General features: G+C 68.0%; 17 protein-coding genes. 8 read left to right on the top strand and 9 right to left on the bottom strand.

Features of this window, described 5'->3' with window-relative positions; genetic code table 11:
- Nucleotides 1–14 precede the first annotated feature (14 nt).
- The 3 genes from AC5RUP_RS04720 to AC5RUP_RS04710 all read right to left on the bottom strand — a co-directional run bounded on the left by AC5RUP_RS04720 (nt 15) and on the right by AC5RUP_RS04710 (nt 1,451).
- Entirely contained in the window at nt 15–503 is a 489-nt protein-coding gene (locus tag AC5RUP_RS04720) for a pyridoxamine 5'-phosphate oxidase family protein (RefSeq protein WP_494069582.1), read from the bottom strand.
- Between the two features lie 163 nt (nt 504–666).
- Nucleotides 667–1,152 carry an SRPBCC family protein gene (locus tag AC5RUP_RS04715; RefSeq protein ID WP_494154781.1) on the bottom strand — a complete coding sequence of 162 codons (486 nt, stop codon included), beginning with the start codon at nt 1,150–1,152 and terminating at the stop codon, nt 667–669.
- Nucleotides 1,149–1,451, bottom strand: coding sequence for an ArsR/SmtB family transcription factor (locus AC5RUP_RS04710; RefSeq protein ID WP_493978872.1), 303 nt, complete (start codon nt 1,449–1,451; stop codon nt 1,149–1,151). Before AC5RUP_RS04710 ends, AC5RUP_RS04715 begins: the two co-directional genes overlap by 4 nt.
- A gap of 241 nt (nt 1,452–1,692) precedes the next feature.
- Here AC5RUP_RS04710 and AC5RUP_RS04705 point away from each other — a divergent pair, with 241 nt between their 5' ends.
- From AC5RUP_RS04705 to AC5RUP_RS04685, 5 genes are read left to right on the top strand one after another with little or no spacing between them, the layout of a single operon-like run.
- Nucleotides 1,693–3,354: a thiamine pyrophosphate-binding protein gene (locus AC5RUP_RS04705; protein ID WP_494158319.1), complete on the top strand. Its 1,662-nt coding sequence runs from the start codon at nt 1,693–1,695 to the stop codon at nt 3,352–3,354.
- 33 nt (nt 3,355–3,387) lie between these two features.
- Nucleotides 3,388–4,437, top strand: coding sequence for an ABC transporter substrate-binding protein (locus tag AC5RUP_RS04700; protein ID WP_494092702.1), 1,050 nt, complete (start codon nt 3,388–3,390; stop codon nt 4,435–4,437).
- Between the two features lie 18 nt (nt 4,438–4,455).
- On the top strand, nt 4,456–5,241 hold the full coding sequence (locus AC5RUP_RS04695; protein WP_494154498.1) for an ABC transporter ATP-binding protein: 786 nt from the start codon (nt 4,456–4,458) through the stop codon (nt 5,239–5,241).
- Entirely contained in the window at nt 5,238–6,017 is a 780-nt protein-coding gene (locus tag AC5RUP_RS04690) for an ABC transporter permease (RefSeq protein ID WP_494154499.1), read from the top strand. The genes AC5RUP_RS04695 and AC5RUP_RS04690 overlap by 4 nt, the downstream gene beginning before the upstream one ends.
- Nucleotides 6,014–6,802 carry an ABC transporter permease gene (locus AC5RUP_RS04685; RefSeq protein ID WP_494092699.1) on the top strand — a complete coding sequence of 263 codons (789 nt, stop codon included), beginning with the start codon at nt 6,014–6,016 and terminating at the stop codon, nt 6,800–6,802. Before AC5RUP_RS04690 ends, AC5RUP_RS04685 begins: the two co-directional genes overlap by 4 nt.
- A gap of 12 nt (nt 6,803–6,814) precedes the next feature.
- On the opposite strand, the gene AC5RUP_RS04680 is transcribed toward AC5RUP_RS04685, so the two are convergent.
- Nucleotides 6,815–7,201 carry a hypothetical protein gene (locus AC5RUP_RS04680; protein ID WP_494158318.1) on the bottom strand — a complete coding sequence of 129 codons (387 nt, stop codon included), beginning with the start codon at nt 7,199–7,201 and terminating at the stop codon, nt 6,815–6,817.
- A 189-nt stretch (nt 7,202–7,390) separates the two neighbouring features.
- Between AC5RUP_RS04680 and AC5RUP_RS04675 the strand changes: the two genes are divergently transcribed.
- Together AC5RUP_RS04675 and AC5RUP_RS04670 are read left to right on the top strand one after the other, a co-directional pair.
- The gene (locus AC5RUP_RS04675; RefSeq protein WP_494154501.1) at nt 7,391–7,570 is read left to right on the top strand and encodes a hypothetical protein; all 180 of its coding nucleotides are present in this window, start codon (nt 7,391–7,393) and stop codon (nt 7,568–7,570) included.
- A 12-nt stretch (nt 7,571–7,582) separates the two neighbouring features.
- The gene (locus tag AC5RUP_RS04670) at nt 7,583–7,861 is read left to right on the top strand and encodes a pullulanase X25 domain-containing protein (RefSeq protein WP_493978873.1); all 279 of its coding nucleotides are present in this window, start codon (nt 7,583–7,585) and stop codon (nt 7,859–7,861) included.
- Nucleotides 7,862–7,870: 9 nt separating this feature from the next.
- Here AC5RUP_RS04670 and abc-f read toward each other — a convergent pair whose 3' ends face one another.
- Nucleotides 7,871–9,508, bottom strand: coding sequence for a ribosomal protection-like ABC-F family protein (gene abc-f / locus AC5RUP_RS04665; RefSeq protein WP_494158317.1), 1,638 nt, complete (start codon nt 9,506–9,508; stop codon nt 7,871–7,873).
- 215 nt (nt 9,509–9,723) lie between these two features.
- On the opposite strand from abc-f, the gene asnB reads away from it, so the two are divergent.
- Nucleotides 9,724–11,244 carry an asparagine synthase (glutamine-hydrolyzing) gene (asnB, locus tag AC5RUP_RS04660; RefSeq protein ID WP_494154082.1) on the top strand — a complete coding sequence of 507 codons (1,521 nt, stop codon included), beginning with the start codon at nt 9,724–9,726 and terminating at the stop codon, nt 11,242–11,244.
- 123 nt (nt 11,245–11,367) lie between these two features.
- On the opposite strand, the gene AC5RUP_RS04655 is transcribed toward asnB, so the two are convergent.
- The 4 genes from AC5RUP_RS04655 to AC5RUP_RS04640 are packed head-to-tail and all read right to left on the bottom strand — an operon-like array spanning nt 11,368 to nt 14,990.
- Entirely contained in the window at nt 11,368–12,306 is a 939-nt protein-coding gene (locus AC5RUP_RS04655) for a glycine betaine ABC transporter substrate-binding protein (RefSeq protein ID WP_494158316.1), read from the bottom strand.
- 29 nt (nt 12,307–12,335) lie between these two features.
- Nucleotides 12,336–13,130: an ABC transporter permease gene (locus AC5RUP_RS04650; RefSeq protein WP_494154080.1), complete on the bottom strand. Its 795-nt coding sequence runs from the start codon at nt 13,128–13,130 to the stop codon at nt 12,336–12,338.
- Between the two features lies 1 nt (nt 13,131).
- Nucleotides 13,132–14,349, bottom strand: a complete 1,218-nt coding sequence (locus AC5RUP_RS04645) for an ABC transporter ATP-binding protein (RefSeq protein WP_494154079.1) — start codon at nt 14,347–14,349, stop codon at nt 13,132–13,134.
- Nucleotides 14,346–14,990: an ABC transporter permease gene (locus AC5RUP_RS04640; RefSeq protein ID WP_494069575.1), complete on the bottom strand. Its 645-nt coding sequence runs from the start codon at nt 14,988–14,990 to the stop codon at nt 14,346–14,348. Before AC5RUP_RS04640 ends, AC5RUP_RS04645 begins: the two co-directional genes overlap by 4 nt.
- Nucleotides 14,991–15,075 lie beyond the last annotated feature (85 nt).

Raw genomic sequence — 15,075 nt, 5'->3', positions numbered from 1 at the left:
GCAAATGCCTCCGGCTAAAGGTTGACGACGTCGTTCTTGCCGACGTCGTCTGCTTTCTTCCCGGTGACCATTCCCTTGGCCAGCTTGAACAGCGTGGCCACCTTGGGGGAATCCGGCTTCCAGTATTCGGCCGTGTGGGCCTCGACCCGGAGCAAAGCCACCGTCGGGTCGTCCTTGCCGTTTTCGAACCACGGTTCCATCATGGGCCCCCACAGTTCGTCGATCTTCGCCTGGTCGCGGACGATTGAGGCGGTGCCCGAGATGGAGAGGTAGCCGTCCGACCCGCTGACCGACACGTTGACGTGCGGATTGGCTCGAATTTCGTTGGCCTTGGGCGAGGGATCGTGCGTCACGAACCACAGGTCCCCGTCGAACTCTGCTTCCTGTAGCGCCAGGGGCCGACTAAACAGCTGACCGCTGGCATTGACCGTGGTGAGGACGCCGATGTCAGCGTCCTTCAGGATCTTGGCTACTTCCTTGCGTCCTTCATCATCGTTCGCCATGAAACCACCTTCCGACTAGGGTGCAGGGAATCCTCAGCATACTTTCTAATTCCGAGGAGGCCAATGGTGGTTGCGGGCGGGAACGGTTGAACAGCGAAGTGCGCGCGGCAAAAGGGCCGGGGCCCGACAGGCTCCGACCCCAAGGCGCGGCAGTGGCGCCCTTTTATCCGGTGCGGGCGCCCGCGAGCAGTTCGTCCAGCCGCTCGTAGCCTTCGCTCATGCCGCTTTCCATGCCGGACTGGGCCATGCCGTCGCGGGCCTCCAGCGTGGGGTAGACGGAATGGCCGATCAGTTTGCAGCGTCCGTTGCCCAGGTCCTCGAAGGTCATGAACTCGAGGCTCACGACGTCCGGGTAGCCGCCGAACTCGAACGTCTGGATGGCGAACTCGTTCTCGCGGATCGTGTGGAAAATGCCGGTGAAGGCGTACTGCTGGCCGTCGGGTCCGGTGTGGAGGTAGCGGTAACTGCCGCCGGTGCGGAAGTCGTAATGATCGACGTCCATCTTCATGCCCCGCGGGCCCAGCCACTGCTTGAGGAGGTCGGGGTCTTTGTGCGCGCGGAAAACGTCGGCGACGGGATAGTCGAACTCGCGTTCGGTATCGATGAACGGAAGGCCCTCCGGGAGGGCGACTTTGAGTGAGTTGGTCATGTCTTGTCCTTGGATAGTTGGCCGAGCACGGCGTCCAGTCCGCGGTACTGCGCCTCCCGAACCAGCCGGTACTGGTCGATCCACGCGGTGAGCGCTTCGAGCCGTGCAGCGTTCAGGTGAACGGGCCGGCGCTGGGCTTCCCTGGTGCGGGTGACCAACTGTGCCTGCTCGAGGACCTGGATGTGCTTCGAAACCGCCTGCTTGGAGATTTCGAAGGGCTCGGCCAGCTCGTTGACCGTTGCCGGTCCGCGGCTGAGCCGGGCGATGATGCGGCGGCGGGCCGGATCTGCCAAGGCCATGAACGCCCTGTCCAGGAGGGCCTCGTCGCTGCTACCAGTCACGTTATTCAACTCTTCCCTTGATCAACCTTTCGGTTGTCCAATAAGTTACTCCCAGGTCCCCGGGCGGTCAAGGGCCCAATGGTGTCCCTTATTAACCCTGGTCAAGGTGCTGGTGCCGGATATATGGACGAAATTCCGGGGCTCGCCTAGTATGGCCGTCAAGCGGTCGCCGACGACCGGGGGAAGCGGAATCAGTGCCATGACGCAGATGCTGAGGGTCGCCGACGCCGTCGGCCGCATGCTCGCCCAATTCGGGGTCTCCCAGGCGTTCGGGGTAGTCGGCAGCGGCAACTTCCTGGTGACGAACGCGCTCATCGCGAACGGTACCCGCTACGTCGCCGCGCGCCACGAGGCGGGGGCCGCATCGATGGCCGACGCCTACTCCCGGATCACCGGCGAGGTGAGCGTGCTGAGTCTGCACCAGGGCTGCGGGCTGACGAACTCGCTCACCGGGGTCGCGGAGGCGGCCAAGTGCCACACGCCATTGCTCGTGCTTGCCGCGGACACCTCGATCGGCGATGTCACCTCGAACTTCTACATTGACCAGGACGCGGCCGTCGCGGCGCTCGGCGCCATCCCGATGCGGATCCACTCTGCGGAGACCGCGATCGCCGATGCGGCGCGCGCCTTCCGGGTTGCGCAGGTGGAGCGCGCGACCGTCGTGCTCTCGATGCCGATCGACCTCCAGGAGCGGGAGATCCGCTACCCAACCACCCATCCGGCGTCCCAACTGCACGTGGCGAGGCCGACCATCGCGGCTGCGGATGTCGAAGCGCTCGCGGCGCTCCTCGCCCGCGCCGAACGCCCGGTCATCGTCGGCGGCCGCGGGAGCCGGGGCGCGAAACATGAGATCCGGGAGCTCGCCGCCGCGGCGGGAGCCCTGCTCATCGCCTCCGGCGGGGCCCGCGGCGTCTTCGAGGGCGACGACTGGGCGCTCGACATCATGGGCGGATTCGCTACCGACGGCGCCTCCGAGTTGGTGCGCAACGCGGACCTCATTGTCGGATTCGGCGTGGCTCTCAACCACTGGACCACGCGCGGCGGCACGCTGACCGCCGACGCCACCCTCGTTCAGGTCGACGACCGCGCCGAGGCGATCGGCAAGCACCGCCTCGTCGACCTCGGCATCATCGGCGACGCCGCCGCCGTCGCCCATGCCACGAGAGCGGCTCTGCTGTCGGCCGGGCCCGCCCGCGTCGGCTACCGCACGCCGGAGGTACGCGACCGAGTGACCCGCGTCCGGTACTGGTCGGACCAGCCGGTCGAACCGGTCAGTGAGCACGGCTTCGCCGACCCGGCCACCCTAACCAACGCACTCGATGCGATGCTCCCGATGGAGCGCGTCGTGGTCGTCGACGGCGGCAACGTCAACTGCTATCCGGGCGCCCACCTCCGGGTCCCCGACGACCAGGGGTACGTCCTGCCACTGTCGTTCCAGGCCATCGGCCTCGGACTGGCGAGCGCCATCGGCGCGGGGGTCGCCCGTCCGGACCGGATGCCGGTGCTCGGTGTCGGCGACGGGGCGCTCCTCATGGCGGCGGCCGAGCTCGACACCGTCGTGCGCCTGGGGCTCGGCATGCTCATCGTCGTCTACAACGACAGCGCCTACGGCGCGGAGGTCCACCTGTTCCCCGACGCGACCGCCCAAGAGCAGGAGATCGTCCGCTTCCCCGACACCGACATCGCCGCGATCGCGCGTGGCTACGGCTGCGACGCGATCACCGTCCGGTCGCTGGACGATCTCGGAGGGATCTCGGCGTGGCTCGACTCCGCGCGCGACCGCGCCCTGGTGATCGACGCCAAGATCACCGGGCGTCCCTCCTGGCTCATGGCCCGGGACCACGAACCCGCCCCCGAGTAGCCCACCGCGAAGAACGAACAAAGGGAGTTCACGATGATCCACAGCACTGAATCCCGTCCCCGCAGCCCCCGGCTCGCCGCCGCGGGGCTCGCCGCGGCACTCGTTCTCGCCGGATGTGCGGGGGACCCGGAAGGCGACCCGACCGGCGGCGGCAACACCGACGCCGACGTCATCCGGGTCGCCTACCTGGCCACCGGTTCCTCGCTGCCGCTCTTCGCCACCGCGGAGAAATACGCCGAGGAGGTCGGGCTCAACCTGGAGATGGTGGAGGTCACCAGCGGCAACGAGTCGATCACCGGCGTCGCGACGGGGCAATACGAGATCGGCTTCGCCGGCATCGGCTCGGCCGCCTACAACGCGTTCGACGAGGGGCTGCCCGTGAGCTACGTCGCGCCGATGCACGCCGGCTACATCGAGGACTACTTCATCATCTCGTCCCAGCTGGCGTCCAACGCCGAGGAGGCCGCCGCGCTCGCAGAGGACATGTCCCACCTCGCTGGCGAGACGTTCGCCGCGAACGCGCCCGGGGTCGTGACCGAGGCGCTGCTCGGCTTCGCCCTCGAACGGGTCGGACTGTCGATGTCCGAAATCACCCTCGAGCACATCCCGTTCCCTGACCAGGTGCCCGCACTCGCGAACGGTGCCATCGCCGGGGGCATCCTGTCGGAGCCGTTCCCGACGCAGGCGGAGAACAGCGGTGCTGGCTTCCGGCCATGGGAGACACCTGACACCGAGCCGTTGCCGTTCACCGGCATCATCTATAACACCGACTGGGCCGAGGAGAACCCGCAACTCGCGGAGGACTTCATGCGGGCGTACACGATGACTGCGGAGGACCTCGCCGAGAACGGCTGGAACACCGACGAAATGCTTGATCTCGTGGTGGAGTACACAGGCGCCGACCCCGCGGCCATCGCGGCGTCGCGGCAGCACCACATCCCCGCTGACCTGAGCGTCGACTTCGAGACGCTGCTGCGGTATCAGGAGTTCTTCATGGAGCAGGGGTCGCTCAACTACGAAGAGATCATTCCGGAGGAAGAGATCTGGGACTTCACCTGGCGCGACGCGGTCCTCGGGAACTGACCCGGAGAGGTAGGGGCCGTGAGCGGTGAGGTGAAGGTTCGGTTAGCCGATGTTGCGAAGCGGTTCCCCGGCAAGCAGGAGGTGAGCGCGCTCGAGGACGTGTCGTTGGAGATCGCCGACGCCGAGTTCGTGTCGATCGTCGGTCCGTCCGGATGCGGCAAGTCAACCCTCCTGCGGCTGGTCGCCGACCTGTACAAACCGACATCGGGCACGGTGGAGATCCGCACCTCGAAGCCCGGACGGCCGAAGACCGCCATGGTGTTCCAGGATCATGCGCTGTTCCCCTGGCTGTCGGTGCGCGAGAACGTCATGTTCGGCCCGCGCAACCGTGACGTCCCCAAGAAGGAGGCGGCCGCCGTCGCCGAGGAGCAGTTGGCTCGCCTCGGCCTGGCACGCTTCGCGGACTTCTACCCTCACCAGCTCTCCGGCGGAATGAAGCAGCGCGTCGGAATTGCCCGCGCGCTCGCTCAAGACGCCGAGATCCTGTTGATGGACGAACCGCTCGGCGCCCTCGATGCGCAGACGAGGACGCTGCTCCAGGAGCAGATCCTCGAGCTGCGCCTCGAAGCGCGCCCGACGGTGCTGTACGTCACGCACGCGATCGATGAGGCGGTCTTCCTCTCCGATCGCGTCGCGCTGATGTCGGCGCGCCCGGGTCGCATCCGGGAAATCGTCGAGCTGGATTTCCCGTCGCCGCGCGGCCCCGAACTGCGCGGCACCCCGGAGTTCGCGGCCCTCTCGCAGGGCATCTGGGAGCACCTGCGGGTCGAGGTCCAGACGGCGATGGCGGTGGATGAGCCGTGAACCTCCGTGTCCTCCGCGAGAAGGGGGCGCTCGTCGTCGGGCCGGTGCTCATTCTCGGGGCATGGGAGCTCTTGAGCCGGGCGGAGGTCATCCGCTCGACGTTCTTCCCGCCGCCGACGGAGATCATCGCGCGCGGCGTGATCGTGTTCGATGTCGAGTCGGGCCTGGGCGGCGATATCGTTGCGACGGTCCTCCGCGTGCTCGTGACGATCGTCCTGGCGATCCTCATTGGCGTGTCGGTCGGGATCGCGATCACCGCCTCCCGGTGGACGGAGCGCGGCACGAGCACCGTGCTCGCGTTCCTGTACCCGATTCCGGGGGTGTTGTTCTTCCCGTTTCTCACCTTCCTGCTCGGGCGAACCGAGACGGCGATCCTGCTCACGGCGCTCGTGACACCACTCGTGGTCATGGTCTTGTACACGGTCGCCGGGGTGCGGAGCATCGACCACACCCTCCTGGAGGCGGCAGATAACTACGGCTCGCGGGGCGCGCGCCGGTTCTTCCGAGTCCTGGTGCCCGGCGCGCTGCCGTCGATCGTCACCGGCATTCGCCTCTCGCTGGGGTTCGGGTTGATCTCGGTCATCGCCATCGAGATGGTCGGCTCCGGTACCGGGCTGGGACAGTTCCTCTGGTCGAACTGGCAGATCCTCCGGGTCACCGACATGTACGTGGCGCTGCTGTGCATCGCCGTGCTGGGCCTGCTGAGTTCGGTCGGGTTCGATGCGCTCGCCGACCGGCTCCTGCCGTGGCGGCGCGGCCTGCGGGGGATCCGATGAACGCGGCCGTGCTGCGCTTGGCGCAGGCATGGGCCATTCCGGTCGCGGTCCTCATCCTGTGGGAGTCCACGACTCGGCTCGGCCTACTCGATCCGCGGTTCTTCGTGCCCCCGAGCGACATCGTCGTCTTGATGGTCGGCGAGTTCCTGCACGGGCGCCTCGCCCTGGACATCGTGCTCACGTTGCAGCGGTTGGCGACCGCGTTCGCGGTCGCGGCAGTGGCCGGCGTCGTCATCGGCGTCGCGTCCGGGCGGTGGCGCATCGTCGAACTGCTCATCCGCCCGCTGACGGATACGCTCTACCCGCTGCCGAAGATCGCGGTGCTCCCGCTGTTCATCATCATCGTCGGCCGCGGGGAGATCGCCTACATCCTGACTGCGTTCGCCACTGCGTTCTTTCAGATCATCATCAGCACGCGGGGGAGCGTCCGGGATGTCGACACCGAGCTGCTCGAAGCGGGACGCAACTTCGGCGCCACCGGGTGGCGCTTCTTCATCCGGCTGTTGTTCCCGGCGATCGCGCCGCCGCTGCTGAACGGGCTGCGGCTCGGGATGGCGACCTGCCTCATCACCCTCATCGCAGCAGAGTTCGTCGCCGCCGAATACGGTATCGGTGCCATGATCCGCCGCGCCGGCCAGCAGTTCGAGGTCGGCGAAGTCTATGCCGGCCTCGCCCTCACCGGGCTGCTCGGGTTGCTGATCAATCTGGTGTTCCGGGTCGCGACGCTGCTGCTGCTGCCCTGGGAGCGGCGCGGCGAGCAGGCCCCCTCGGCAGTCGCGGGGTGATTGGGACCGCGCCTAACCGGTGGGTTTAGCGGGGCGCGGCGGCCCTGCGGGATCCGATCGCCGCGCGGCTCGACGGTCAGGGAGGCGACCTCTTCCAGCTGCGGGTTGCAGGTGCTCGCCGTCGTGCACCACGCCCTTTTCCCACCGGAACTTCAGGCCGTCGTCGGACTCCTCGAGGGTGGCCAGGTTGTTGTCGAACCACGGCCGCTCGAGCCCTTTCCACCTCAACGGCGGCTGCGGGACCTTCGCGCCGTGCGCCACCAGCGCCCCGACAGGGGCGGCCACCCCGTAGGACAACGCCGCGGTGAAAGGTCGGAGGAACCGCGGCAGCGGATTGCGTACCGGGGAGCACACGGCCTGGACGATGCGGCTGCCCGAGGACCGCTGCACCTCGGACACGTAGGAGAAGTGGACGTCGCCGGAGAGGAAGGTGACGGTCTCCGGGGACGGTCCCCGTCCGAGGTTCCACTATCGGTGCGGGCCCACCAGGACGCCGGTGAGACGGACGAATGGGTCCAGGCCGTTTCGACTAAGTGTCAGCGGGCGTGGGAGTTACTGGCCTTGGTGATCCACCCCGGGGGACAGACTATGGGGGCAGAACCGATGAACCGTCTTGATATTCGATTGAAGAAAGTCCTGGACGCGGTGGTTGCGGCCACGCTGCACGGCACTACCGCCGGCGGCACCGCGACCGTGAGCGAAGCCGTCCGCCGGCTGCCGCTGGAAGGCGCCGAAGCCGATCTGCTGTCCGGCGGGCCGGTGCCATAGACGCCGTCGGTAATCCGCGCCGCACCGTACACGGGCCCGTGCTTTTCCTGCAGGTGGCAGCCCCAGGCGGAGGCCGCGCAGATGCGGCTCGACTCCGCCTCCGGCCTGTGGAGCCTCACCGTGGAACTGCCCGCCGGCTTCTACAAGTTTAAGGCCGCGCTGAACCGGTCCTGGGTGGAAAACTACGGCGCGTACGGCATCCCGAACGGACCGGATCACGAACTGCACCACGACGGCGGGGCGGTCACCTTCCGCTACGATCACCGGACCCGCAACGTCACGCTGGTCTAACCGGCGCGCTCACCGCACGGTGACCTGGCCGGCGTCGACGTCCCAGCGGGTGTCCAGCCGGACGTTTTCCAGCAACCGGCGGTCATGCGAGACCAGCAGCAGCGTGCCGTCGTAGCCGTCCAGCGCCTGCTCCAGCTGTTCGATGGCGGGCAGGTCCAAGTGGTTGGTGGGTTCGTCGAGGACCAGCAGGTTCACGCCGCGGGCCTGCAGCAGGGCGAGGGCGGCCCGGGTGCGCTCGCCGGGGGAGAGGGCGCCGACGGCGCTGGACACCTGGTCGGCCTTGAGACCGAACTTGGCCAGCAGCGTGCGGACCTCGGCCTGGCTGTAGTCCGGTACCAGTGCCTCGAAGGCGGCACCGAGCGGCCGGTCCTCCGCGAGCTGGCCGCGCGCCTGGTCGATCTCGCCGATGGCGACGCTGGCACCCAGGCCGGCGGCGCCGTCGTCGGGCTGCTGGTGTCCCAGCAGGAGGCGCAGCAGGGTGGACTTGCCCGCGCCGTTGGGGCCCGTGATGCCGATGCGCTCGCCGGCGTTGACCTGGAGCGAGACCGGGCCGAGCGTGAAGGCGCCGCGGCGGACGGTGGCCTGGTTCAAGGTGGCGACCACCGAGCTGGAGCGCGGGGCGGCGCCGATGCTGAACTGCAGCTGCCACTCCTTGCGGGGCTCCTCCACCTCGTCCAGCCGGGCGATCCGGGACTCCATTTGCCGCACCTTCTGCGCCTGCTTTTCGGAGGACTCCGTGCTGGCCTTGCGGCGGATCTTGTCATTGTCCGGATTCTTCTTCATGGCGTTCCGGACTCCCTGCGAGCTCCACTCGCGCTGGGTCCGGGCCCGGGACACGAGGTCCGCCTTCTTCTCCGCGAACTCGTCGTACGCGTCGCGGGCGTGGCGGCGCGCCACGGCCCGCTCCTCCAGGAAGGCGTCGTAGCCGCCGTCGTACACCGCCACCTTGTTCTGGGCCAGGTCCAACTCCACCACGGTGGTCACGCAGCGGGCCAGGAACTCGCGGTCGTGGGAAACGAGCACCGCGCCGCCGCGCAGGCCCTGCACGAACGACTCCAACCGGGCCAGTCCCGCCAGGTCCAGATCGTTGGTGGGCTCGTCCAGCAGGACCACGTCGAATCGGCTCAGCAGCAGGGCCGCCAGGGCGGCGCGTGCGGCCTGGCCGCCGGAAAGCCCGGTCATCGGGGCGTCCGGGCCGACGTCCAGGCCGAGCTCGGCCAGCATGGGCGGGATCCTGTCCTCCAGGTCCGCGGCCCCGCTGGCCATCCAGTGGTCCAGGGCGGCGGCGTAGGCGTCGCCGGCCTGCTTGGAGCCGGAGCCCAGCGCCTCGGCCGCGGCTTCCATGGCGGCGGTGGCGGCCGCGGCACCGGTGCGGCGGTCGAGGTAGGCGGCGATGGTCTCGCCGGGAATCCGTTCGTGTTCCTGCGGCAGCCAGCCGACAAAGGCGTCCGAGGGCGCCGTGCTCACCGACCCCGCCAGCGGTGCGTCCCCGCCTGCCAGGATCCGCAGCAGCGTGGTCTTGCCGGCACCGTTGGCGCCGACCACCCCGACGACGTCGCCCGGCGCGACGGTCAGGTTCAGGTTGGAGAACAGGGTGCGGTGGCCGTGGCCGCCCGAGAGGTCCTTGGCCACCAGCGTTGCAGTCATGCCTACCAGTCTAGAGAGCGGCGGCGGGTGGTCCGGACCGCGACGGCTCCGGGGCGGGGAACGGTGGAGCCTGCCGGCCCGGCCCGCCACCGGCGGGGAAGGGCGTGGGCGCCGGCTGGCTATGCTGGAGAAGTCGCGTCGCAGCGCCTGGGGCGGACAGAGCCCGGCCGCATGCGGCGCCGGATTTGTTGAACAAGCGCGAAGGCGGGATGCAGATGTCAGGGATAGTGGCTGCCCACGGGGAGTTCGATGCGACAGCGGGCGAACGGATGCTGGACCGGTTGGCACACCGTGGGCCGGACGGATCGGGGTCGCGCCGGGTGGGCAATTCCTGGCTCGGCAGCCGGCAGCTGGCCATCGTCGATCCGGAGAACGGGCAGCAACCCCTGGCCGGCCGCGACGGCGACGCGTGGCTGGTTGGCGACGGCGAGATCTACAACTACCGCCGGATCCGCGACCGGCTCGGGCATGAGGGTTTCCGGACCCGCTCCGATCTGGAGGCCGCGCTGCGGCTGTACGAGGAGCTCGGCGTGGCCGCCTTCGAGAAGCTCTGGGGTCCGTTTGCCCTGGTGGTCGCGGGCGATGACGGGCGGTTCGTCGCGGCCAGGGACCTGCTCGGATTGTCCCCGTTGTACTGGGCGCGGCGCGAAGAAACCGTGCTGTTTGCCTCCGAAATGAAGGCGTTCGACGACGAGTGGCGGCCTTTCGTGGAGCCGTTTCCGCCGGGCCATGCCTGGACGCCGGAGGACGGCCTGATGGCGGGGCCAGTCTTCCCGGCGGGCGCCCCGGTGCTGCTCAAGAGCCGGCGGCCGGACGAGGATCCGCCGCAGTGGGTCTTCGATGCCCTGCGCGAAACCCTGGTCCGGGCGGTGGAGCGCAGCCTGGAGGCTGACGTGCCGGTGGGCGTCCTCTTGTCGGGCGGGGTGGACTCCAGCATCGTCACGGCCGTGGCGGCCCGCAAGGCCTCCGAGCGCGGGAAGGTTCTGAAGACGTTCGCCGTCGGGCTGGAGGGCAGCGCCGACCTGCTCGCAGCCCGGGTGATGGCGGCCGCCGCGGGGACCGAGCACCACGAGCTGGTCTACACCGCCGAGGATGCGATCGCGCTGGTACCGCAGGTGATCGCGGAGCTTGAATCCTTTGACCCGACGCTGGTGCACAGCGCGGTGCCGAACTTCCTGGTGTCCCGGCTGGCCGCCGAACACGTGAAGATCGTGCTGGTGGGCGAGGGCGCCGACGAGCTGTTCGCTGGCTACTCGCATTACGGCCGCCACGACTCCGGCGAGGCGCTGCACGAGGACCTGCTGGAGACCATCGAAGGCATGCCGATCGGGGGACTGCAGCGGGTGGACCGGGTGGCCGGCGCCAACGGGATCGAACCGCGGTTGCCCTTCCTGGACCTGGACATGGTGGAACTGGCCTTGGCGTTGCCGCCGGCGTGGAAACTGACCGGACCGGAGCGGCCGGCCAAATGGCTGTTGCGCAAGGCCTTCGACGGGATGGTTCCGCACGAGGTGCTCTGGCGGCCGAAGGAGCAATTCGGCGAGGGCACCGGCATGAACGATGTGCTCCGCGAACACTTCGAAGCCTCGGTCAGCGAAGCCGAGCTCGAGCACGAGGCAGGTGTGCTGGATCCGCCGGTGCGGACCCGCGAGGAGCTCGCTTACTACCGCATCTTCGCCGCAGCCCTGCCGGGGATCGATGCGCAGAAGACGGTGGGACGTTTCGCGGAGGCCTGAGACGCGGGCGGTTTCGGGGAGGCCCGGGACTGCCGGCGGTTTCGCGGAGCCTGAGACGGCCTGCGGCCGCCGGTCGTGGTGACCGGCGGCCGCTGGCCGTTCTGCGGAAGCAAGGTCCGGTGGCTAGCCCACCAGGCCCTGCTCCTGCAGCCACTCCTCGGCGACGTCGCGGGGATCCTCGCCGTCGTTATCCACCCGGCCATTGAGCCCGGTGATGACTTCATTGGTCAGCGCGGCGCTGATCGGAGCCATGATCTCCGCAATGGCCGGGTACTCGTCCAGGGTTTCCTGGCGCAGGGTCATGGAGCCCTGGTACGGGACGAAGAATTCCTTGTCGTCTTCCAACACGGTCAGTTCGTTGGAGATGACCCGGGCATCGGTGGAGAAGACCTCGCCGAACTGGCAGGATCCGCCGACCTGTGTGTAGATGAGGTTCAGGTCCAGCTCCACTACCTTGCTGAACTCAAGACCGTACGCCTTCTCCAGGCCGGGGAGCCCGTCGTCGCGGTTAATGAACTCGCTGGCGGCGCAGACGGCACCCTGGTCCGGGTTCTTCTGGATGAATGCGGCGGCTTCGGTCATGTTGGTGATGCCTTCGGCCTCCGCGAACTCCTTCTTGGCGGCGATCCGGTAGGTGTTCTCGAACGGCGCCGGTTCCAGCCAGGCGACGCCGTTCTCCGCGTCTTCCTTCGCGACGGCGCCGTAGAGGTCTTCCGGCACGTCCTCGGTGGTGTGGCCGAGGACATTGACCCAGCCGGTTCCGGTGTAGTCCCAGTAGAAGTCCACCTGGCTCGACTGCAGGGCCTCGCGTACGGTGGCGCTGCCGGAGATGCCCGTCTTGTCCTCGACGGTGGCGCCGGCATCCTCGAGCGCGACGGCCGCGATCTGGGCAAGCAGGATGGATTCGGTGAATTCCTTGGAGCCCGCCGTGAAGTGCGCGCCCGCAAGCTCGCCGTCGCCGGTCGCCTCGGCTGCGTCGCCGCCGCCGCAGGCCGTCAGCAGCAAGGCCACTCCGGCGCCAAACGCGGCGAACGCCGTCTTCCGTGAACTATTCGCTTTCATCATTCCTCTTTCGTCATGCAGGGGATGGCCTAAAGCCCTTTCGGGCGCAGGAAGTCTTCGGCGATGCTCGCCAGGTAGTCGATCAGCAGTGCCAGCACCGCCGTCAGCGCGGCGCCGACAATCTGGACCAGCACGCGGTTGGTGGACAGCCCGGCCACGATGATGTCCCCGAGTCCGCCCGCGTTGATGTAGGTCACCAGGGTGGCCGTACCCACGTTGATCACCAGGGCGGTGCGAACGCCGGCCAGCATGATCGGCACCGCGAGGGGCAATTCGAGCCGGCGCAGGACGCCGAACTTGGAGATGCCCATGCCCCGCCCGGCTTCCAGCACGGATTCGTCGACCTGCTCCAGGCCCACCATGGTGTTGAGCAGCACCGGGATGATGGCGTAAAGCACCAGGCCCACGATGGCGGCCTGGAAACCCAGGAACAGAAACGCCACGGCCAGCAGGACAAGCACGGCGATGGTCGGAACCGCCTGTCCCAGGGTCAGCAGGGTAATCAGGTAGGGGCGGACCCGGCGCATGGCCGGGCGGGTGAACAGGATGCCCAGCGGCACCGCGATGACCAGGGTCAGCAGCGTCGAGACCGCGGTCAGCTGCAGGTGCCGGCCCAGGGCGGCGGCCAGGTTGGCGGGGGCCAGGGCACGCGCCTCGATGCTGTCCAGTTCCTGCGAGCCGACATACAGGTACAGCGCCAGGCAGGCCAGCGCCAGGATGGCGGGCACCAGCAGGTAACCGGTCAGGGTCCGGCGCCGCGTCCTGGCCGGTGGTTGGGCGACAACGTCCTGGTCGTGCACCGAGTGTGGTGCGGCAGCGGCCACGTCAGCCACCCGCCTGTACGGCTTCGGCCACCTCGCCCAGCCCGGCCCGGGCTCGAGCGACCGCCGTGTCCCGCATGGCCCGGATGGCCTCGTTGATCTGTTCGATATCCACCACGCCCTGGTAGACGCCGTGCGAGTCCACGACGATCGTCACGCTGTAGCGTGCGGTGATCAGTTCGTTGAGCGCATCGGACAGCGTAGCCCTTGGTTCCAGGATTGCTTCCGGCGGCAGGCCCACTTCGTCCAGCGCGCGTGCGCCGGCCCGGTGCAGGTCGTCCGCACCCACCCAGCGGCGGGGCCGCCCGGCGTGGTCGAGCACCAGGAGCGCCGAGCGGTCGCTGCGCCGCAGTTGCTCCAGCGCGTCCTCGGCCGGGGTGTCCAGCCGGACGGTCGGCCACTGGGTCAGCTCGATATCGGCCACCCGGCTCAGGTTCAGCCGCTTGAGGGAGGCGCCGTTGCCGATGAAGTCGGAGACGAAATCATTGGCAGGGGCGGTCAGGATCTGCTCCGGGGTGTCGTACTGGGCAATCCGGGAGCGGTCCTGCAGGATTGCGATCCGGTCGCCCATCTTGATCGCTTCATCGATGTCATGGGTGACGAACACGATGGTCTTGCGCACCTCCGACTGCAGGCGCAGGAATTCGTTCTGCAGCCGGTCCCGGGTGATCGGGTCTATCGCCCCGAACGGTTCGTCCATCAGCATCACTTCCGGGTCTGCGCCCAGAGCACGCGCCACCCCTACCCGTTGCCGCTGTCCGCCGGAGAGCTCCTTGGGGTAGCGGTTGCGGTACGTCGACGGCGGCATGTTGACCATGTCCAGCAACTCGTCGACCCGAGCGGAGATCCGTTTGGCGTCCCAGCCCAACAGCTTGGGCACGGTGGCCACGTTTTCGCCGATGGTCATGTGCGGGAACAGGCCGACTTGCTGAATGACGTAGCCGATGCGGCGGCGGAGCTGGTCCGGGTCGGTGGTGGTGACGTCCTCGCCGTCCAGGATGATCCGGCCGGAGGTGGGCTCGATGATCCGGTTGATCATCTTCATGGTGGTGGTCTTGCCGCATCCCGACGGGCCGACCAGCACCACGATCTCGCCCTCGTAGATGTCCAGGGTCAGGTCGTCGACCGCGTTGTCCTTCTGCCCGGGAAACCTCTTGGACAGGTTCTGTAAGCGGATCTTGACCGGCCTGGGCTGGGGGGTCTGATGGTCGGAAACGGTCATCGGATTCCTTTGGAGGTAGTCAGCTTGCGGACGGTGTGGAAGAGCAGGTCGAACAGGATGGCGAGGACAATCACGCCGAGGGTTCCGGCCAGGACCATGTTGACGGCCACCGGCGTGCCCACCCGGGCCAGGCCGGTGAAGATCAGCTCGCCGTAGCCCGGGCCCAGGACGATCGCGCCGATGGCAGCGATGCCCAGCAGGATCAGGGTGGTGACGCGGATGCCGGTGATGATCACCGGCCACGCCAGCGGCAGTTCGATCCTCAGCAGCCGCTGGGTCCGGCTCATGCCCATGCCCTTGGCCGATTCCACGATGGCAGGATCCACTTCGCGAAGGCCGGTGATGGTATTGCGGACGATGGGCAGCAGGCCATACATGGTGAGGGCGACGACGACGGGCAGCGCGCCCAAGCCCAGGGGACCGATGAGGAGGATGAACAACGCGAAGGAGGGAACGGTCAGGAAAGCACCGGTGACCGCGAGGACTGTTTCGCGCGGCCGTTCGTGCCGATACGTCGCGATGCCCAGGCCGACCCCGATCACGGTGGCGAGCATGACCGAAACGCCCACGAGAACGGCATGCTCGATGCCCATTTCCAGCATGTCGTCGGCGCGTTTCGCGAGAAACTCGAAAAAGTTCACACGTTCCTTTCTGCAACCTCTGCCGGGAACAAGACACGGAGAGACCGAGGCTGGTGTGGTTTCTGTTGCCGATGTGGCAGATGCT

Source organism: Arthrobacter sp. Y3223151, from assembly GCF_059091125.1.
Note: the sequence above shows the minus strand (reverse complement) of the source record. Positions and strands in the feature narration are given on the sequence as shown.